At 47.7% G+C, this 20403-nt stretch carries 11 protein-coding genes, 2 tRNA genes, 2 rRNA genes and 8 pseudogenes; 16 read left to right on the top strand and 7 right to left on the bottom strand.

Translation table 11 applies throughout. The features are described from left to right. Positions 1-270 precede the first annotated feature (270 nt). The 4 genes from ABDK09_20430 to ABDK09_20415 all read left to right on the top strand — a co-directional run bounded on the left by ABDK09_20430 (position 271) and on the right by ABDK09_20415 (position 3742). A 23S ribosomal RNA gene (locus ABDK09_20430) occupies positions 271-3160 on the top strand. A 124-nt stretch (positions 3161-3284) separates the two neighbouring features. Further along, positions 3285-3400, top strand: a 5S ribosomal RNA gene (gene rrf / locus ABDK09_20425). Between the two features lie 84 nt (positions 3401-3484). Further along, positions 3485-3561, top strand: a tRNA-Asp gene (locus ABDK09_20420). A gap of 104 nt (positions 3562-3665) precedes the next feature. Further along, a tRNA-Trp gene (locus tag ABDK09_20415) sits at positions 3666-3742 on the top strand. Positions 3743-3936: 194 nt separating this feature from the next. Here the strand turns inward: ABDK09_20415 and ABDK09_20410 are convergent. Continuing rightward, positions 3937-4389 carry a transposase gene (locus ABDK09_20410; protein ID XAW89183.1) on the bottom strand — a complete coding sequence of 151 codons (453 nt, stop codon included), beginning with the start codon at positions 4387-4389 and terminating at the stop codon, positions 3937-3939. Here ABDK09_20410 and ABDK09_20405 point away from each other — a divergent pair. After that, positions 4368-4514: pseudogene (locus ABDK09_20405) on the top strand (IS630 family transposase). The gene ABDK09_20410 and the pseudogene ABDK09_20405 overlap by 22 nt on opposite strands. A gap of 53 nt (positions 4515-4567) precedes the next feature. After that, positions 4568-5595, top strand: a pseudogene (locus ABDK09_20400) (IS630 family transposase). 185 nt (positions 5596-5780) lie between these two features. Here the strand turns inward: ABDK09_20400 and ABDK09_20395 are convergent. Together ABDK09_20395 and ABDK09_20390 are read right to left on the bottom strand one after the other, a co-directional pair. Continuing rightward, complete coding sequence (locus tag ABDK09_20395; protein XAW89182.1) at positions 5781-6260, bottom strand: winged helix-turn-helix domain-containing protein; 480 nt, start codon at positions 6258-6260, stop codon at positions 5781-5783. A 122-nt stretch (positions 6261-6382) separates the two neighbouring features. After that, a pseudogene (locus ABDK09_20390) lies at positions 6383-7410 on the bottom strand (IS630 family transposase). A gap of 216 nt (positions 7411-7626) precedes the next feature. Here ABDK09_20390 and ABDK09_20385 point away from each other — a divergent pair. The 3 genes and pseudogenes from ABDK09_20385 to nfsA all read left to right on the top strand — a co-directional run bounded on the left by ABDK09_20385 (position 7627) and on the right by nfsA (position 9713). Beyond that, positions 7627-8545 (top strand): annotated as a pseudogene (locus ABDK09_20385) (dienelactone hydrolase family protein). Positions 8546-8640: 95 nt separating this feature from the next. Then, complete coding sequence (locus tag ABDK09_20380) at positions 8641-8973, top strand: DUF1904 domain-containing protein (GenBank protein XAW89181.1); 333 nt, start codon at positions 8641-8643, stop codon at positions 8971-8973. A gap of 17 nt (positions 8974-8990) precedes the next feature. Next, entirely contained in the window at positions 8991-9713 is a 723-nt protein-coding gene (gene nfsA, locus ABDK09_20375) for an oxygen-insensitive NADPH nitroreductase (GenBank protein ID XAW89180.1), read from the top strand. Positions 9714-9771: 58 nt separating this feature from the next. Here the strand turns inward: nfsA and ABDK09_20370 are convergent. From ABDK09_20370 to ABDK09_20355, 4 genes and pseudogenes are all read right to left on the bottom strand, one after another. Then, positions 9772-11158 (bottom strand): annotated as a pseudogene (locus ABDK09_20370) (MFS transporter). Between the two features lie 51 nt (positions 11159-11209). Continuing rightward, complete coding sequence (locus ABDK09_20365) at positions 11210-11755, bottom strand: peptidylprolyl isomerase (protein XAW89179.1); 546 nt, start codon at positions 11753-11755, stop codon at positions 11210-11212. Further along, a pseudogene (locus tag ABDK09_20360) lies at positions 11748-12324 on the bottom strand (YajG family lipoprotein). Before ABDK09_20360 ends, ABDK09_20365 begins: the two are co-directional and overlap by 8 nt. Positions 12325-12369: 45 nt before the next feature. Next, complete coding sequence (locus ABDK09_20355; protein ID XAW89178.1) at positions 12370-13503, bottom strand: methyltransferase; 1134 nt, start codon at positions 13501-13503, stop codon at positions 12370-12372. A 228-nt stretch (positions 13504-13731) separates the two neighbouring features. Here ABDK09_20355 and bolA point away from each other — a divergent pair, with 228 nt between their 5' ends. The 7 genes and pseudogenes from bolA (at position 13732) to nqrF (ending at position 20364) form a co-directional block, all read left to right on the top strand. Beyond that, on the top strand, positions 13732-14040 hold the full coding sequence (bolA, locus tag ABDK09_20350) for a transcriptional regulator BolA (GenBank protein ID XAW89177.1): 309 nt from the start codon (positions 13732-13734) through the stop codon (positions 14038-14040). A 480-nt stretch (positions 14041-14520) separates the two neighbouring features. Then, positions 14521-15862, top strand: a pseudogene (locus ABDK09_20345) (Na(+)-translocating NADH-quinone reductase subunit A). 5 nt (positions 15863-15867) lie between these two features. Continuing rightward, positions 15868-17112 (top strand): NADH:ubiquinone reductase (Na(+)-transporting) subunit B, encoded by a 1245-nt coding sequence (locus tag ABDK09_20340; GenBank protein ID XAW89176.1) that lies wholly within the window; start codon positions 15868-15870, stop codon positions 17110-17112. After that, complete coding sequence (locus ABDK09_20335; GenBank protein XAW89175.1) at positions 17102-17869, top strand: Na(+)-translocating NADH-quinone reductase subunit C; 768 nt, start codon at positions 17102-17104, stop codon at positions 17867-17869. The genes ABDK09_20340 and ABDK09_20335 overlap by 11 nt, the downstream gene beginning before the upstream one ends. A gap of 30 nt (positions 17870-17899) precedes the next feature. Further along, the gene (locus ABDK09_20330) at positions 17900-18502 is read left to right on the top strand and encodes an NADH:ubiquinone reductase (Na(+)-transporting) subunit D (protein ID XAW89174.1); all 603 of its coding nucleotides are present in this window, start codon (positions 17900-17902) and stop codon (positions 18500-18502) included. Between the two features lie 7 nt (positions 18503-18509). Then, the gene (gene nqrE, locus ABDK09_20325) at positions 18510-19106 is read left to right on the top strand and encodes an NADH:ubiquinone reductase (Na(+)-transporting) subunit E (GenBank protein ID XAW89173.1); all 597 of its coding nucleotides are present in this window, start codon (positions 18510-18512) and stop codon (positions 19104-19106) included. A gap of 33 nt (positions 19107-19139) precedes the next feature. Then, a pseudogene (nqrF, locus tag ABDK09_20320) lies at positions 19140-20364 on the top strand (NADH:ubiquinone reductase (Na(+)-transporting) subunit F). The last annotated feature ends 39 nt before the right edge of the window (positions 20365-20403 follow it).

Genomic DNA, 20403 nt, shown 5'->3' with positions numbered 1-20403 from the left:
CTCATTAGAGATACGAATCTTGCTCTTTAACAATTAGGAAAGCTGACAAAACAAACTTTATTCCTTGTGAATAAGATTTGTTTGTAAAGTTCTCAATGTATTCCTGAGTGGAATACACCAACAACACATTCAAGTGTGCTTGGTAGAAACTTGTTTAACGAGTTTCAAAATTGAGTCCGGCAAAATCGAAATGTCTCTCGCTCATTCAAATAATGAGAGACAACTAAACCTTGGTTGTTTGCCATACGTAAAGACCCCTTCGGGTTGTATGGTTAAGTGACTAAGCGTACACGGTGGATGCCTTGGCAGTCAGAGGCGATGAAGGACGTACTAACTTGCGATAAGCCCAGATGAGACAGTAAGAGTCATTTGAGTCTGGGATTTCCGAATGGGGAAACCCACGAGCATAAGCACGTATCATTAACTGAATACATAGGTTAATGAAGCGAACCGGGGGAACTGAAACATCTAAGTACCCCGAGGAAAAGAAATCAATTGAGATTCCGAAAGTAGCGGCGAGCGAAATTGGATTAGCCCTTAAGCTTTATATGCGTCAGGTGAAGGTTCTGGAAAGGACCGCGAAACAGGGTGATAGCCCCGTAACCGGCAGCGTATGTTCAGTGAAATCGAGTAGGGCGGGACACGTGTTATCCTGTCTGAATATGGGGGGACCATCCTCCAAGGCTAAATACTCCTGACTGACCGATAGTGAACCAGTACCGTGAGGGAAAGGCGAAAAGAACCCCTGTGAGGGGAGTGAAATAGAACCTGAAACCGTGTACGTACAAGCAGTAGGAGCACCTTCGTGGTGTGACTGCGTACCTTTTGTATAATGGGTCAGCGACTTATATTCAGTGGCAAGGTTAACCATTTAGGGGAGCCGTAGGGAAACCGAGTCTTAACTGGGCGTTCAGTCTCTGGATATAGACCCGAAACCGGGTGATCTAGCCATGGGCAGGTTGAAGATTGAGTAACATCAATTGGAGGACCGAACCGACTAATGTTGAAAAATTAGCGGATGACTTGTGGCTAGGGGTGAAAGGCCAATCAAACTCGGAGATAGCTGGTTCTCCCCGAAAGCTATTTAGGTAGCGCCTCGGACGAATACTACTGGGGGTAGAGCACTGTTAAGGCTAGGGGGTCATCCCGACTTACCAACCCTTTGCAAACTCCGAATACCAGTAAGTACTATCCGGGAGACACACGGCGGGTGCTAACGTCCGTCGTGGAGAGGGAAACAACCCAGACCGCCAGCTAAGGTCCCAAATTACAGCTAAGTGGGAAACGATGTGGGAAGGCTCAGACAGCTAGGATGTTGGCTTAGAAGCAGCCATCATTTAAAGAAAGCGTAATAGCTCACTAGTCGAGTCGGCCTGCGCGGAAGATGTAACGGGGCTAAGCTGTAAACCGAAGCTGCGGCAATGCGATTTATCGCATTGGGTAGGGGAGCGTTCTGTAAGCCGTTGAAGGTGAACTGTAAGGTTTGCTGGAGGTATCAGAAGTGCGAATGCTGACATGAGTAACGATAAAGGGGGTGAAAAACCTCCTCGCCGGAAGACCAAGGGTTCCTGTCCAACGTTAATCGGGGCAGGGTAAGTCGACCCCTAAGGCGAGGCCGAAAGGCGTAGTCGATGGGAAACGGGTTAATATTCCCGTACTTCTTACAATTGCGATGGGGGGACGGAGAAGGCTAGGTGGGCCTGGCGACGGTTGTCCAGGTTCAAGTGCGTAGGCTTGAGAGTTAGGTAAATCCGGCTCTCTTTAAGGCTGAGACACGACGTCGAGTCACTACGGTGATGAAGTCATTGATGCCATGCTTCCAGGAAAAGCCTCTAAGCTTCAGATTGTAAGGAATCGTACCCCAAACCGACACAGGTGGTCGGGTAGAGAATACCAAGGCGCTTGAGAGAACTCGGGTGAAGGAACTAGGCAAAATGGTACCGTAACTTCGGGAGAAGGTACGCTCTTGACGGTGAAGTCCCTTGCGGATGGAGCTATTGAGAGTCGCAGATACCAGGTGGCTGCAACTGTTTATTAAAAACACAGCACTGTGCAAAATCGTAAGATGACGTATACGGTGTGACGCCTGCCCGGTGCCGGAAGGTTAATTGATGGGGTTAGACTTCGGTCGAAGCTCTTGATCGAAGCCCCGGTAAACGGCGGCCGTAACTATAACGGTCCTAAGGTAGCGAAATTCCTTGTCGGGTAAGTTCCGACCTGCACGAATGGCGTAATGATGGCCACGCTGTCTCCACCCGAGACTCAGTGAAATTGAAATCGCTGTGAAGATGCAGTGTACCCGCGGCTAGACGGAAAGACCCCGTGAACCTTTACTACAGCTTGGCACTGAACATTGAACCTACATGTGTAGGATAGGTGGGAGGCTTTGAAGACGTGACGCCAGTTGCGTTGGAGCCGTCCTTGAAATACCACCCTTGTATGTTTGATGTTCTAACTCTGGACCGTTATCCGGTTCGAGGACAGTGCCTGGTGGGTAGTTTGACTGGGGCGGTCTCCTCCCAAAGAGTAACGGAGGAGCACGAAGGTGGGCTAATCACGGTTGGACATCGTGAGGTTAGTGCAATGGCATAAGCCCGCTTGACTGCGAGAATGACAATTCGAGCAGGTGCGAAAGCAGGTCATAGTGATCCGGTGGTTCTGAATGGAAGGGCCATCGCTCAACGGATAAAAGGTACTCCGGGGATAACAGGCTGATACCGCCCAAGAGTTCATATCGACGGCGGTGTTTGGCACCTCGATGTCGGCTCATCACATCCTGGGGCTGAAGTCGGTCCCAAGGGTATGGCTGTTCGCCATTTAAAGTGGTACGCGAGCTGGGTTTAGAACGTCGTGAGACAGTTCGGTCCCTATCTGCCGTGGGCGTTGGAAGATTGAAGGGGGCTGCTCCTAGTACGAGAGGACCGGAGTGGACGAACCTCTGGTGTTCGGGTTGTGTCGCCAGACGCATTGCCCGGTAGCTAAGTTCGGAATCGATAACCGCTGAAAGCATCTAAGCGGGAAGCGAGCCCTGAGATGAGTCTTCCCTGACACTTTAAGTGTCCTAAAGGGTTGTTCGAGACTAGAACGTTGATAGGCAGGGTGTGTAAGCGTTGTGAGGCGTTGAGCTAACCTGTACTAATTGCCCGTGAGGCTTAACCATACAACACCCAAGGGGTTTTGATTGGACTCAATGCAAGTACATTGAATGTGTGTGAGAACATAAACAGCTTTCCGAATTTTTTGTCTTCACTTTTTAGAAAAAGTGAAAATAAAAACAGAATTTGCTTGGCGACCATAGCGTTTTGGACCCACCTGATTCCATTCCGAACTCAGAAGTGAAACGAAACAGCGTCGATGGTAGTGTGGGGCTTCCCCATGTGAGAGTAGAACATCGCCAGGCTTTAATTTCTTGCTTCAGATTACTCCTTTTTAAGGAATAGCCTGAAAGCAAAAACGAGAAAAGACTTCATAGTCTGGCCAATGCGGAGCGGTAGTTCAGTTGGTTAGAATACCGGCCTGTCACGCCGGGGGTCGCGGGTTCGAGTCCCGTCCGCTCCGCCACTTATTTGTAGGGTTCGCCCTATGGTCGAATGAGTCCCGCTTGAACGCAAGCCCGGCCGTTCCGCCACTTATTTCTGAGTGTCGACTCATTAAAAACGAACTACAGGGGTGTAGCTCCAATTGGCAGAGCAGCGGATTCCAAATCCGCGTGTTGGGAGTTCGAATCTCTCCACCCCTGCCATATTAAGAAGCCTCAGCAGCAATGCTGGGGCTTTTTTACGTCTCAATATTGGCGAATTTGAGCTCTAATTGACAGAGCAACGGATTCCCCTGATTTTACAAATTGGCGCGTGTTGGCTGCAGGAAACGCCAGCCCGGCCGAATCTTCGGTGTGCCGACCTAGTCCCCCTGCCATATTAATACCAATCACACTAATTAACTGGTCAATATAGTCCAATCTCTAAAGCAGAGCGAAATGACTCGACTTTTGTCTGCACAAAAGCGATTCCAAGCACTACACAGCTTGTCGACAATATCGTCGTAACATTCAAAACACCTATTGGCTATTTCGTTCTGACGCAACCAACTCCATACCTGCTCTATTGGGTTGAGTTCCGGTGAATAGGGCGGTATATGAATGACAGTCAGGTTCTTGAATGAATCAGCAAGATAACTTTGATGCCAACTGGCTTGATCCATGATGACGACAGCATGTTTGTCTGCGGGGGTTGATTGAGAAATGAGCCTGAGTTGCTCTTTCATTGCTTCCATGTTGCTCATCGGAACAACAATAGCTTCAGTTTCTCCGGTATTAATACCAATCGCACTAATTTTATGATCTAATATCAGCTTCAATAGGAGCTGATATGACGACCCCTGACTTCCCAAAACTTATTCGTGAAACATCCGATGCTAGGATGCGTACGAGACTTCTTGCTATATCTCATTTCGTGGATGGAAAAAGCCGCACTCAGATCGCCAAATATTTAAAAGCCAGCCGTACCAGTATCAATAATACCAATCGTACTAATTTTATGATCTAATATCAGCTTCAATAGGAGCTGATATGACGACCCCTGACTTCCCAAAACTTATTCGTGAAACATCCGATGCTAGGATGCGTACGAGACTTCTTGCTATATCTCATTTCGTGGATGGAAAAAGCCGCACTCAGATCGCCAAATATTTAAAAGCCAGCCGTACCAGTATCAATAACTGGGTTGCGGCTTATTTAAAGAATGGTGTTGAAGGCTTGGTAGAAAAGCAGCATACAGGCCGTCCTCCACGACTGACTGAAGACCAGCTATCTCAGTTAAAGCTGTACATCACTTCCAATGCGATTAAGCCTGAAGGTGGAAGACTACAGGGGACAGATATTATTGAATTCATCCATGAGGAATTTGGCCTATCGTACAGCTTATCAGGCATCTATAAGATATTGAGAAAACTTGATTTAGTTTGGATAACAACGCGTTCAAAGCACCCAAAGCAATCTGCAGAAGCGCAAGAAGCTTTTAAAAAAATTCCCAATAGAAACGATCCTTAAGATCCCAGGACATGTTGCTTTAAAAGACGTTCAAATCTGGTTTCAAGATGAAGCCAGATTTGGCCAGCGCAACACAACAACCCGAATATGGGCAGAAAAAGGGACTCGTCCCAGAGCGGTACAACAACAGCAATTTGAGTATGCGTACCTATTTGGAGCGGTGTGCATTAATACCGGAGAAACTGAAGCTATTGTTGTTCCGATGAGCAACATGGAAGCAATGAAAGAGCAACTCAGGCTCATTTCTCAATCAACACCCGCAGACAAACATGCTGTCGTCATCATGGATCAAGCCAGTTGGCATCAAAGTTATCTTGCTGATTCATTCAAGAAACCTGACTGTCATTCATATACCGCCCTATTCACCGGAACTCAACCCAATAGAGCAAGTATGGAGTTGGTTACGTCAGAACGAAATAGCCAATAGGTGTTTTGAATGTTACGACGATATTGTCGACAAGCTGTGTAGTGCTTGGAATCGTTTTTGTGCAGACAAAAGCAGAGTCATTTCGCTCTGCTTTAGAGATTGGACTATATTGACCAGTTAATTAGTGTGATTGGTATAACGCACACCGCTCCAAATAGGTACGCATACTCAAATTGCTGTTGTTGTACCGCTCTGGGACGAGTCCCTTTTTCTGCCCATATTCGAGTTGTTGTGTTGCGCTGGCCAAATCTGGCTTCATCTTGAAACCAGATTTGAACATCTTTTAAAGCAACATGTCCTGGGATCTTAAGGATCGTTTCTATTGGGAATTTTTTTAAAAGCTTCTTGCGCTTCTACAGATTGCTTTGGGTGCTTTGAACGCGTTGTTATCCAAACTAAATCAAGCTTTCTCAATATCTTGTATATGCCTGATAAGCTGTACGATAGGCCAAATTCCTCATGGATGAATTCAATAATATCTGTCCCCTGTAGTCTGCCACCTTCAGGCTTAATCGCATTGGAAGTGATGTACAGCTTTAACTGAGATAGCTGGTCTTCAGTCAGTCGTGAAGGACGGCCTGTATGCTGCTTTTCTACCAAGCCTTCAATACCATTCTTTAAATAAGCCGCAACCCAGTTATTGATACTGGTACGGCTGGTTTTTAAATATTTGGCGATCTGAGTGCGGCTTTTTCCATCCACGAAATGAGATATCGCAAGAAGTCTTGTACGCATCCTAGCATCGGATGTTTCACGAATAAGTTTTGGGAAATCAGGGGTCGTCATATCAGCTCCTATTGAAGCTGATATTAGATCATAAAATTAGTGCGATTGGTATAAGAAACCTCAGACTAGGCGTCCCCGCAGCAATACTGGGGCTTTTTTACGTTTGATACCAATCACACTAATTAACTGGTCAATATAGTCCAATCTCTAAAGCAGAGCGAAATGACTCTGCTTTTGTCTGCACAAAAACGATTCCAAGCACTACACAGCTTGTCGACAATATCGTCGTAACATTCAAAACACCTATTGGCTATTTCGTTCTGACGCAACCAACTCCATACCTGCTCTATTGGGTTGAGTTTCCGGTGAATAGGGCGGTATATGAATGACAGTCAGGTTCTTGAATGAATCAGCAAGATAACTTTGATGCCAACTGGCTTGATCCATGATGACGACAGCATGTTTGTCTGCGGGTGTGGATTGAGAAATGAGCCTGAGTTGCTCTTTCATTGCTTCCATGTTGCTCATCGGAACAACAATAGCTTCAGTTTCTCCGGTATTAACGCACACCGCTCCAAATAGGTACGCATACTCAAATTGCTGTTGTTGTACCGCTCTGGGACGAGTCCCTTTTTCTGCCCATATTCGGGTTGTTGTGTTGCGCTGGCCAAATCTGGCTTCATCTTGAAACCAGATTTGAACATCTTTTAAAGCAACATGTCCTGGGATCTTAAGGATCGTTTCTATTGGGAATTTTTTTAAAAGCTTCTTGTGCTTCTACAGATTGCTTTGGGTGCTTTGAACGCGTTGTTATCCAAACTAAATCAAGCTTTCTCAATATCTTATAGATGCCTGATAAGCTGTACGATAGGCCAAATTCTTCATGGATGAATTCAATAATATCTGTCCCCTGTAGTCTGCCACCTTCAGGCTTAATCGCATTGGAAGTGATGTACAGCTTTAACTGAGATAGCTGGTCTTCAGTCAGTCGTGGAGGACGGCCTGTATGCTGCTTTTCTACCAAGCCTTCAACACCATTCTTTAAATAAGCCGCGACCCAGTTATTGATACTGGTACGGCTGGCTTTTAAATATTTGGCGATCTGAGTGCGGCTTTTTCCATCCACGAAATGAGATATAGCAAGAAGTCTCGTACGCATCCTAGCATCGGATGTTTCACGAATAAGTTTTGGGAAGTCAGGGGTCGTCATATCAGCTCCTATTGAAGCTGATATTAGATCATAAAATTAGTGCGATTGGTATGAATATCGACGAAATTTAGCTCCAATTGGTAGAGTTTTCGGTTCCTCTGCTAACGTTATTTTGCCCTTGGCAGTAAATTCTCCCTTGTCGATTCAGGCAATTTGTCTTATTTCATCTAAGCTTTTTGATACTGGATTATGCATCTGTATGACAAGGATATTGCTATGCGCAGCACCACTTCTTCTCAATCTCAATCGGCCCTGGAGCCTCATGATATTCCTCAGGAAGCGTTTGACTGGTATGACGAATATGCTCACGGCATCATTGACCGCCGTGAATTCATCAAACGCTTGTCTGGTCTGGCTGTTGTCGGGCTGACTGTTTCGAGTCTAACCTCAGTATTGATGCCTAACTACGCTTTGGCGGAGCAGGTCTCATTCAATGACCCAAAGATCAAAGCGACGTATACCGAGTTCGATTCACCTCTAGGGCATGGCAAAGGTCGTGGCTACCTGGTGATGCCGAAAGAGATGACCAAACCGCTGCCGGTGGTTTTAGTTGTGCATGAAAATCGTGGTCTGAATCCCTATATCGAAGACGTCGCCCGTCGTCTGGCGATGAAACGGTTTCATTGCTTTCGCTCCTGATGCACTCTATCCACTCGGCGGTTATCCTGGCAATGATGATGATGGCCGCGCAATGCAGAGCAGTATGGACCGCGCTAAAATTGAACAGGACTTTATTGCTGCGGCGCGTTTTATTAAGTCTTATTCGGGATCGTCCGGTAAGCTTGGTGCTGTGGGTTTCTGTTTTGGTGGCTATATCGTCAATATGCTGGCTGCTGTTATACCGGATGAACTGAATGCAGGGGTACCATTTTATGGCACACCAGCAGCTGAAAGTCTGCGTGCTCAGGTTAAGGGGCCACTGTTGATTCATTTTGCTGAGCTGGACAAGCGCGTTAACGATACATGGCCAGAATATCAACAAGTCTTACAGGCGAATCAGGTGCCTTATGAGGCGGTGGTTTACCCTGGTGTGAACCATGGTTTCCATAATGATTCGACTGCCCGTTACAACGAAGAGGCCGCCGAATCGGCCTGGGGGAAAACCTTGATCTTCTTTAAATCGCACTTGATTTGATGGTGGCGGGATATCAATTAAATAAATTGAGTGGCATAAGGTCGAACCTCTATTTTTAAGCTGTTATTATGCTTTGAAAAAGAGGAAGTAAATTTATGCCACATTTTCGTTTTCGCGCGGTAGAGCCGCAGACGGTACAAGTATTATCCAAAAGCCTGATTGATGAACTAGAGTCGATCATGCAGTCGCCGCGTGCTGATTTTACCTTTGAATATATCTACACCACGTTTTTCTTTGAGGAAGAAGTCTCTCCGGCTTATCCGTTTGTCGAAGTCCTTTGGTTCGATCGGGGCCAGGAAAAGCAGGATAAGGTTGCCGAAATCATTACCCGTCAGGTGCGTGATGTTATCGGTGAAGAGCTTAATGTCGCGGTTATTTTTACTGCGCTCAAGCCGGAACAGTATTACGACAACGGCGAACATTATTAATTACGGGAGAGCTGGGTATGAACAGTGTCATTGAAACGATTCAGGGACATCGCTCGATTCGGGCTTTCACCGATACACCGGTATCCAAAGAGCAGTTGGATACTATCATTGCGTCAGGTATTTCCGCCTCATCTTCCAGCTTGTTACAAGTTGTCTCTATCATCCGGATCACCGATCAAGAGAAGCGGGCCAAGCTCGCTCAACTGGCGGGTAATCAGGTATATGTCGAGAGTGCGGCAGAGTTTCTGGTGTTCTGTATCGACTATCAGCGTCATTACGCGATGAACCCGAATGTCAAACCTGAGTTTATGGAACTGACTTTAATCGGTGCGGTTGACTCAGGTATTATGGCGCAGAACTGTTTGCTGGCTGCAGAATCTATCGGTCTGGGTGGCGTCTACATTGGTGGGTTGCGTAACGCGCCGGATGAGGTTGATGCTCTGCTGGACCTGCCTCCCTATACTGCGGTGTTGTTTGGTATGTGCCTTGGAGAACCGGATCAGGATCCTCAACTCAAGCCTCGTCTCAGCCCTCAGGTGATCGTGCATGAGAACAGCTATCAGCCACTCGATCATGCATTGATCGAACAATACGATCAGACCATGATCGAGTACTACAGCTCCCGCTCAAGTAACGCTAAGCAGCAGGGCTGGTCTGAGCAAATCACCACTAAGCTCAGTCAGGAGTCTCGCCCTTACATGCTCGATTATCTGCAGCGTAAAGGACTGGCCAAGCGTTAAGCTAATAAAAAACCGCCGACAGGCGGTTTTTTATTTAACCATTCAGTGGTCCGGAAGATTAATCGCTCTGCTTGACCGATGAGACTTCGTCTTGATGTTTTTGCTGGGCATTGCGCAGCATGTCTGTGAAGTAGTGGCGCAGCGAATAAAGCATAATCAGGCTCGGAACCACCATGACAGCTGTCAGGATAAAGAACAGCGACCAGTTATCGAGCATCTCTGCCAGATTGCCGCTGAACGATGCCAATACCGTACGACCAAAGTTACCCAAAGAGGCTAATAAGGCGTACTGGGTAGCGGAAAATGCCTGGCCGGTGACAACGGTAAGGAAGGAAACAAATGCCACGGTAGAGAAAGCGGTGGTGAAGTTATCGACAAATATAGTTGCCAGCAGCAGATCCTCATTTGGTCCGACTTCGGCAATCCACGAGAACATCAGATTACTGGCCGACATGGCAATGCCGCCAATCATCAGGCCGCGCACAATACCAAACCGCACGTTGAACATGCTGCCGATAAAGGTAAACAGCATGGTCATTCCCCATCCAATGAGTTTAGAGTAATAGCCAATTTGTTCATTACTAAAACCGATTTCCTTATAGAAGGCGATCGACATTCGACCCAAGAAACGCTTCACCAATCTTAAACAAGAATACGAACAGCAACAGGGTAAGAGCCACCTGAGTGCCGTTACGGCGAAAGAAGTCAACGAAAGGCTCAATCAGAGTGACACTCAGCCAGCGGCCGAGCTTTGAATGGACATACTTGCTGTGACGACTCTCTGCTTGTTGTTGCAGTTGATCGCGCAGGGTTTTGGGCTCACCCACTAATAGGGTAAAAAACATCAGCAGTACCACAATAGCGGCCATCCCGAGGTAAACCTGATTCCAGCCGACCTGGTCTGCGTTGACAAAGGCCAGATAACCCGGCAGCGAATAGCCGGTCCACCATCCGATGACGGCCATGGCTGAAGCCTGGGGCAGTTTGGAGGGCTCTGATTTAGGAAAGCTGTCGATACGAAAAGCATCAATGGCGATGTCTTGGGTAGCTGAAGCGGTGGCAATCGCCAGTGCCAGCATGGAAGTGAGCAACAGGTTACTGGCCGGGTCGACCTTGGCAATCGCCAGTGTACAGAGCAGAACCAGGCTTTGGCAGAAAAATATCCAGCTGCGGCGTTGTCCGAGCAAGGGTTGCAGCAGCGGTAGTTTTACCCGGTCAACCAGAGGTGCCCAGAGGAAATTAATCGCGTAGACCGAGAACACGCTGCCAAAGTAGCCGATGGCAGATAAGGTTAACCCGGCATCTGTCAGCCAACCGGACATACTGGATCCAATCAGCACCCAAGGGAAACCACTTGAACAGCCGAGCATGAAAACCCAAAGTAAGCGGCGGTCAAAGTAACTAAGCACGGTTTCTTTCCAGGTATAAGACTGGTCGCTCTGCATGAATGATTCCTTAAAACCAGGGCCCTGATAATTGTCAGAGCCCTGATGAGATTACTTGATGAGGGTGGCTTTGGTGATCACGATAGGAGTTTGCGGTACGTCGCCCATGCGGCCAACTGAGTGAGTCGGCTGTTTCGCCATCGTCTGAATGACACTAAAACCTTCAACCACCTGGCCGAATACCGCGTAACCCGGTGGACGTTGGTTATAATCGAGGAAATTATTGTCAGTCAGGTTGATGAAGAACTGGCGTGTCGCAGAATTCGGATTCGCGGTACGTGCCATAGCAATGGTCGCGGTATTATTGGCCAGGCCATTGCTTGCTTCATTTTTGATCGGTGCGTAGGTCTTGAGCTGATTCATGTCTTTATCATAGCCACCGCCCTGAGCCATAAAGCCCGGGATGATACGGTGGAACTGACTACCGACGTAACTGCCGTCTTCGACATATTTGAGGAAGTTCGCACTGCTGATCGGTGCTTTTTCATCATTCAACTCGACAGTGAAATTACCCAGTGTCGTTTCAAATTCTACTTTCGGTCCGGCCCATACAGCGCTGCTGAGCAGCGCCAGTGCCGTTAGCCACAGTTTAGCCACGGAAACGGTCCTTCATGTAAGTTTGCAATTCTTTGTCATTAGAGATCTCTTTGAGCACTAAGTTCACCACATCGTTAAGTACGTTCTCGATGTCTTCGTCAGATGCGCTCAGTGCAGCCGTACGTTTTGCTGTGCCGTTGTAGCTTTTTACCAGTTTGCCTTGTGGCGTTTCTGCGGTCAGTTCCAGGGTTACTTTTGCATCCATCTGGTTTTCAAAAATGGAGTGAGTGACGTTAACCAGAGCTTCCTGAACTTCCAGCGTCACGGTGTTTTCACTGTTCACTGTCAACTGGAAGCCTTGAGAAGCGAACTGTTCAGACAGGGCATTTTCCAGTGCGATACGTACGTTTCTGCTTGGCATGGACCGGTTCAATGTTATTGCGACCACTGTCAACCAAAGCGACGTACTGCGCAGAGCGAACATCTTTACTGACCAGCGTAAAGGTGCTGTTTTTGACAATGTCGCTGCGGCTCAGCACTGGCTGAGGCATAAAGTTAAGCTGTGGCTGTTGAGGGGCTGAACACGCCGTCAACAGAGCGATAGACGCCGCGAGAACCAGTTTCTTCATGGTCAATTCCTTTCGTTTAGTGAGCATGCTTAAATGCTTAAATGCTTATTGCTTAATAGCCTGTAAGATAACAAATTTCTTATTGCTGGCGACAGTCTTTACTTGAGAGCGGCCAAATAATCTCGTCAGTTTTACATCGTAGCCGAGGTGACGATTGCCGATCACTAATAATTTGCCACCCTTACTGAGAACATGCTTTGAGTCACAGAACATTTGCCATGCAATGTGGTCGGTAATCGCCTGCTGTTGGTGAAAGGGCGGATTACATACCACCAGTTGAGTGCTGTTGGCCTCGAAGCCATCCAGGCAGTTATTGGTAATACAGGACACATTTCGCTCGCCCTGCAGGTTGCTCTGCAGGTTTTGCCGTGCCGATTCGGTCGCCATAAAGCTTTCATCCACGCAAGTAATGCGTGCCTGCGGGTTAAGCTGACCCATTCGTACCGATAACACGCCGTTACCACAGCCAAGATCAATAAACTGTTCCAGCTTCTCATCATTCGGCAGGTGAGGTAATAAAAATCTCGCCCCCTGATCCAGGCTCTCTCCGGAGTAAACGTTCGGCAGATTATTCAGCGTGATGTCGCTGTTTTCCACTTGCCAGCGTGTATCCGGACTGACGTCAAGTACGACCTGGCTGTCTGGCTGGCTGAACACTAAACGATGTTTTTTCCAGGCCAGAGAGGTGGTGGTAGTCCCAAGGTACTTCTCAAACAGCTTAAGCGTCGAGGTATGAATCTCTTTCGCCTTGTTGACGGCGATAACCTGGCACGATGTTGGCAGGTGCTGCCTTAACTGGCTAAGTTGCCATACTAAGTGACGGTTATTACGCGGTATTTGCATGATGACCAGATCGACATCGTCAGGTATAGCATCTAACGTGCTCAGTAATGTCACCGGGGCGCAATGGTTGTGTTGTAAGTTGTTCAGCGTGGCCTGATGGGCGATATACGAGTCGCTCATCATAGTGACCCGGTGCTGGTCAGAGAACCAGCAGCTCAGCGCTCCAAAGCTGTCGTTGAGGACCAGAATGTGGCTGTCAGCCGGCAAGCCCGAATCCTCAACATAATTAATCAGATACTCGTCACCGGCGTCCCAGGCTTGCAGCGTCTCATTGTTACGCGGCGGGAAACGGCTTAGCGTGAGGTGGCGTTCGTGAAGTGAAAGCTCAGTTTTCATATTTGCAATGTAGTTAATGACAAGTCGCGTTCATTGTCTCAAATGGACATGGATGTTGAAACCAAAACCTTTCTCTTCCCGTCATGCGCGAGTAAACTAAGCCACATATTTAAAGACCATCAGTTTAAAGGCCATCAGCCTTAAATGACGCTTTATACGCTAAGCCTCTATGCTGGTGTTGAGCCATCCGGTTTACGTTTATCCGCGTTCGCGTGACAAGGAATACCTATGATTCAAGAAGTGATTGAAACCAAATTACATAATGCTTTTCAGCCAGAATATCTTAAAGTTATAAATGAGAGCTATATGCACAATGTTGCGCCTGGTTCGGAAAGCCATTTTAAGGTGATTGTTGTCAGTGACAGTTTTGCTGGGCAGCGTTTACTGGCGCGTCATCGTCAGGTCAACCAGGCACTGATGGAAGAGCTGTCAAATCATATCCATGCGCTGGCGATTCACACCTATACGCCACAAGAATGGAATGAGAAGGAAAACAGCGCCCCGGACAGCCCGATGTGTGTCGGTGGTGGCCATTAAGTTTAAACATTGCGCGAACAGGTGGAAGAGTGTGCAAATGCTTAACACCTTTTCAACAAGTTGCGTTAATAAAATCAGAATCAAGCATTGTTTTGGTCAATAAATGTGTGACCCAGTGCGCGAAAACAGCCGCACTAGTTAAGTGTGCGGTGCTTCAAATTTATGGTCAATACATCGGTCTGCTTCTTCATTTAACCCCAAATAAAGCGACTGATGAGGGGATTGATCATGGCATCAAGTTCCGAAAAGGTGCTAGAATATCGCACCTGATAAATCTCACTCTGACTAGGTGCTGAGATTTTTAATAGGATGTTGCGGTTTTGGCTTTTTACAGCCAGAAGCGGACACTGAAAATGTCGTGTCTAGAGACAGTCCACTTCTGCAGTCGCTTCTATTCATGCAAGCTCGCAGAGTTCAGTGCGTCTCGAATTTACGCAATTAAAGAATCTTTTTCCCGATAAAAAAGTAGTGCAAGTGCGTATGATTACAATAAAAAAGGGTTTGGACCTTCCTATCGCAGGAACTCCATCCCAGGTGATTAGTGATGGCAAAGCCATCAACAAAGTCGCCTTGCTTGGCGAAGAGTACGTTGGCATGCGTCCTACGATGCATGTTCGCGTAGGTGATGAAGTAAAGAAAGCTCAAGTTTCTTTTTGAAGATAAGAAGAATCCAGGGGTTCTGTTTACTTCACCTGTCAGCGGTAAAGTTGTTGAAATCAACCGTGGTGCAAGACGTGTTCTTCAATCCGTAGTGATTGAAGTAGCAGGTGATGACCAGGTAACTTTCAACAAGTTTGAAGCCAATCAGCTAGCTAGTCTTGACCGTGAAGCGGTGAAAACTCAACTGGTTGAATCTGGTCTTTGGACATCGCTGCGTACTCGTCCGTTCAGCAAGGTTCCCGCTATTGATTCCACCACTAAGGCAATCTTTGTTACGGCAATGGACACCAATCCATTGGCAGCAGAGCCGGCGGTGATCATCAATGAGCAATCCGAAGCCTTCGTTGCTGGCTTGGATGTGCTGTCTGCTCTGACTGAAGGCAAAGTTTACGTGTGTAAGAAAGGCAACAGCCTGCCACGTTCTTCTCAGTCAAACGTAGAAGAGCACGTCTTTGACGGCCCTCACCCTGCCGGTTTGCCTGGCACTCACATGCATTTCCTGTATCCGGTAAATGCAGAAACAGTGGCTTGGAGCATCAATTATCAAGACGTTATCGCGATTGGTAAGCTGTTCCTGACTGGCGAACTGTTTAGTGAGCGCGTTGTGTCACTGGCTGGCCCTGTCGTAAACAAACCACGTCTTATCCGTACCGTTTTAGGTGCAAGCCTTGACCAACTGACCAGCAATGAAATCATGCCTGGTGAAGTGCGTGTTATCTCTGGCTCTGTGCTGTCTGGTGTGAAAGCGTCTGGTCCTCATGCTTACCTTGGTCGCTACCATCTGCAAGTCTCTGTACTGCGTGAAGGTCGCGAGAAGGACTTCCTGGGCTGGGCTATGCCGGGTAAGAACAAATTCTCAGTCACCCGTGCCTTCTTGGGTCACCTGTTCAAAGGTCAGCTGTTCAACATGACCACAACGACGAACGGTAGTGATCGATCAATGGTACCAATCGGTAACTATGAAAAAGTATTGCCGCTGGACATGGAGCCGACTCTGTTGCTTCGTGATCTTTGTGCCGGTGACTCCGACAGTGCGCAAGCACTGGGCGCACTGGAACTGGACGAAGAAGATCTAGCGCTGTGTACCTTTGTATGTCCGGGTAAGTACGAGTACGGTCAGCTTCTGCGTGAGTGCTTGGACAAGATTGAGAAGGAAGGGTAATTTTCATGGGCCTCAAAAAGTTTCTTGAAGATATCGAGCCTCACTTTGAACCAGGTGGCAAACATGAAAAATGGTTTGCTCTGTACGAAGCTGTTGCGACAGTGTTCTACACCCCTGGCTTGGTGACGAAAAAAAGCTCACACGTTCGTGATAGCGTTGATTTGAAACGTATCATGATCATGGTTTGGCTAGCAGTATTCCCGGCAATGTTCTGGGGTATGTACAACGCTGGTGGTCAGGCTATCGCAGCACTAAACCACATGTATGCGGGTGCGCAACTGACCTCTATCATCGATGGCAACTGGCATTACTGGTTGACAGAGATGCTGGGTGGCACGCTTGCGTCTGACGCGGGTTGGGGCAGCAAAATGCTGCTGGGTGCAACTTACTTCCTGCCTATCTACGCGACTGTCTTTATTGTCGGTGGTTTCTGGGAAGTGCTGTTCTGTATGGTGCGTAAGCACGAAGTTAACGAAGGTTTCTTTGTTACTTCTATCCTGTTCGCACTGATCGTTCCGCCAACGCTGCCACTATGGCAAGCGGCTCTGGGTATTACCTTTGGTGTCGTGGTTGCTAAAGAGGTGTTCGGTGGTACAGGTCGTAACTTCCTGAACCCTGCTCTGGCAGGCCGTGCATTCCTGTTCTTTGCATACCCGGCGCAAATCTCTGGTGACCTGGTTTGGACTGCGGCAGATGGCTTCTCTGGTGCAACAGCACTGAGCCAGTGGGCACAAGGCGGTAACGGTGCTCTGGTGAACTCGGCAACTGGCCAGGCAATTACCTGGATGGATGCTTTCATCGGTAATGTTCCTGGTTCTATTGGTGAAGTATCGACGCTGGCTCTGGCTATCGGCGCTGCATTTATCGTTTATATGGGTATTGCTTCATGGCGCATCATCGCAGGTGTGATGATCGGTATGATTGCGCTGTCGACCCTGTTTAATGTGATTGGTTCAGATACCAACGCAATGTTCAGCATGCCTTGGCACTGGCACCTGGTTCTGGGTGGTTTTGCATTCGGTATGTTCTTCATGGCGACGGACCCGGTTTCCGCTTCATTTACTAATAAAGCGAAGTGGGCATACGGTATTCTGATTGGCCTAATGTGTGTGCTTATCCGCGTGATTAACCCGGCTTACCCTGAGGGTATGATGCTGGCGATTCTGTTCGCGAACCTATTTGCACCGCTGTTCGACCACATTGTGGTTGAGAAAAACATCAAACGGAGACTAGCGCGCTATGGCAAGTAAGAACGATAGCATTAAAAAGACGCTGTTTGTTGTTATTGCATTGAGCCTGGTGTGCTCAATCATCGTATCGACAGCGGCAGTGGGTCTGCGTAGTAAACAGCAACGTAACGCACTGTTAGACAAGCAAAGCAAAATCATCGAAGTTGCGGGTATTCAAGAGTCAGGTTCTGTTCCTGAGTTGTTTGCTCAGTACATCGAACCGCGTCTGATTGATTTTAAGACCGGTGATTTTGTCGAAGGTAACGCAGCGCAATTTGATCAGCGCGCAGCAGCGAAAGATCCTGCTGAGTCAATCAAACTGCCAGCAGATGAAGACTTCGGTAAGATCATTCGCCGTTCAAATACCGGCGTAGTGTACCTGGTGAAAGACGGCGACAAAGTGTCTAAAGTGATTCTGCCGATTCACGGTAACGGCCTGTGGTCTATGATGTACGCTTTTGTTGCAGTAGAAACAGACGGCAACACTGTTGCGGGCATTACTTACTACGAACAGGGTGAAACTCCTGGATTGGGTGGCGAAGTTGAAAACCCATCTTGGCGTGCCCAGTGGCCAGGTAAGAAGCTGTATGACGAAAACCACAAACCAGCGATTAAAATCGTGAAAGGTGGCGCGCCAGCAGGTTCTGAGCACGGTGTTGATGCTCTGTCGGGTGCAACACTGACCAGTAATGGTGTTCAACATCAATTCGACTTTTGGTTAGGTGACATGGGCTTTGGTCCGTTCCTGACAAAAGTTCGTGACGGAGGTCTGAACTAATGGCTAGCGCAAAAGATCTTAAAAAGAGCATTGTCGCGCCGGTATTGGATAACAACCCAATCGCGCTGCAAGTTTCTTGGTGTCTGTTCTGCTCTGGCAGTAACGACTAAGCTGGAAACGGCATTCGTTATGACTCTGGCGGTAATGTTTGTTACTGCTCTGTCTAACTTTTTCGTGTCTTTGATCCGTAACCACATTCCGAGCAGTGTTCGTATCATCGTTCAGATGGCGATCATCGCATCACTGGTAATCGTGGTAGACCAAATCCTGAAAGCATACCTGTACGACATCTCTAAACAGCTGTCGGTATTCGTTGGCCTGATCATTACTAACTGTATTGTAATGGGTCGCGCAGAAGCATTCGCGATGAAGTCAGCACCGGTTCCGTCGTTCATCGATGGTATCGCTAACGGTCTGGGTTACGGTTTTGTACTGATCACTGTGGGCTTCTTCCGTGAGCTGCTGGGTTCAGGCAAAGTGTTCGGATTGGAAGTGCTGCCTCTGATCAGCAAAGGTGGCTGGTACCAGCCAAATGGTCTGATGCTACTGGCACCTTCAGCATTCTTCTTAATCGGTTTCCTGATTTGGACGATCCGTACCTTCAAACCTGAACAAGTAGAAGCGAAGGAGTAAGGGCGTCATGGAACATTATATTAGTTTGCTGGTTAAATCGATTTTCATCGAGAACATGGCACTGTCTTTCTTCCTGGGTATGTGTACCTTCCTGGCGGTATCTAAGAAAGTTAAGACATCATTTGGTCTGGGCATTGCGGTAACTGTTGTACTGACTATCTCTGTACCAGTTAACAACCTGGTTTATAATCTGGTTCTGAAACCTGATGCGCTGGCTCCGGGAGTGGATCTTAGCTTCCTGAACTTTATTACCTTTATCGGTGTAATTGCGGCGCTGGTACAGATTCTGGAAATGATCCTCGATCGTTTCTTCCCGCCTCTGTACAACGCGCTGGGCATCTTCCTGCCGCTGATCACAGTAAACTGTGCGATCTTTGGTGGTGTATCTTTCATGGTACAACGTGACTACAACTTCGGTGAATCTGTGGTTTACGGATTCGGTTCTGGTCTGGGTTGGATGCTGGCTATCGTCGCTCTTGCAGGTATCCGTGAGAAGATGAAATATTCTGACGTGCCTCCTGGTCTGCGTGGTCTGGGTATTACCTTTATCACAGCGGGTCTGATGGCGCTGGGCTTTATGTCTTTCTCTGGTGTTCAACTGTAAGTCGGGTAAACCGCAACAATAAAGGAATAGTCAATGGACATTATTCTTGGTGTAGTGATGTTTACTCTGATTGTTCTGGCTCTGGTTTCTGGTGATTCTGTTCGCCAAATCTAAGCTGGTACCAACAGGTGACATTACAATCTCTATCAATGGCGATCCTGAAAAAGCGATCGTGACCCAACCAGGCGGTAAGCTGCTGGGTGCCCTGGCGGGCTCTGGCGTATTCGTTTCGTCTGCTTGTGGTGGTGGTGGCTCTTGTGGTCAGTGCCGTGTGAAAATTAAATCTGGCGGTGGCGACATTCTCCCTACCGAGCTTGACCATATTACTAAAGGTGAAGCGCGTGAAGGTGAGCGTCTGGCTTGTCAGGTTGCAGTGAAAAACGATCTTGAACTGGAACTGCCGGAAGAGATCTTTGGTGTTAAGAAGTGGGAATGTACTGTTATCTCTAACGATAACAAAGCGACTTTCATCAAAGAACTGAAATTGCAGATCCCGGATGGCGAATCAGTACCTTTCCGTGCTGGTGGTTACATTCAGATTGAAGCACCTGCTCACCATGTTAAGTACGCCGATTACGACGTACCGGAAAAATTCCGTGGTGACTGGGATAAATTCAACCTGTTCCGCTACGAGTCTAAAGTGGATGAGCCAATCATCCGTGCATACTCAATGGCTAACTACCCGGAAGAGTTTGGCATCATCATGCTGAACGTGCGTATCGCGACTCCGCCGCCAAACAACCCAGACGTACCACCAGGCCAAATGTCTTCTTACATCTGGTCACTGAAAGAAGGTGATAAGTGTACAATTTCTGGTCCGTTCGGTGAGTTCTTCGCCAAAGATACTGACGCAGAAATGGTCTTTATCGGCGGTGGTGCTGGTATGGCTCCGATGCGTTCACATATCTTCGACCAACTGAAACGTCTGCAATCTAAACGTAAGATGTCTTTCTGGTACGGTGCACGTTCACGTCGTGAAATGTTCTACGTAGAAGACTTCGACATGCTGCAAAGCGAGAACGATAACTTCGTTTGGCATTGTGCACTGTCTGATCCTACGCCGGAAGACAACTGGGATGGTTACACTGGCTTCATCCACAACGTATTGTACGAAAACTATCTGAAAGACCATGATGCGCCTGAAGATTGTGAATACTACATGTGTGGTCCACCAATGATGAACGCCGCCGTTATCGGTATGCTGAAAGACCTTGGTGTTGAAGACGAAAACATCCTGCTGGATGACTTCGGTGGTTAATCCACAGTAAGTGATATCTCTATGGCTGGCTCGTTTGAG

It is taken from the genome of Vibrio sp. CDRSL-10 TSBA (assembly GCA_039696685.1).
In the GTDB taxonomy this organism is placed as follows: Bacteria; Pseudomonadota; Gammaproteobacteria; order Enterobacterales; family Vibrionaceae; genus Vibrio.
This window is presented reverse-complemented; position numbering and strand designations above follow the sequence as displayed.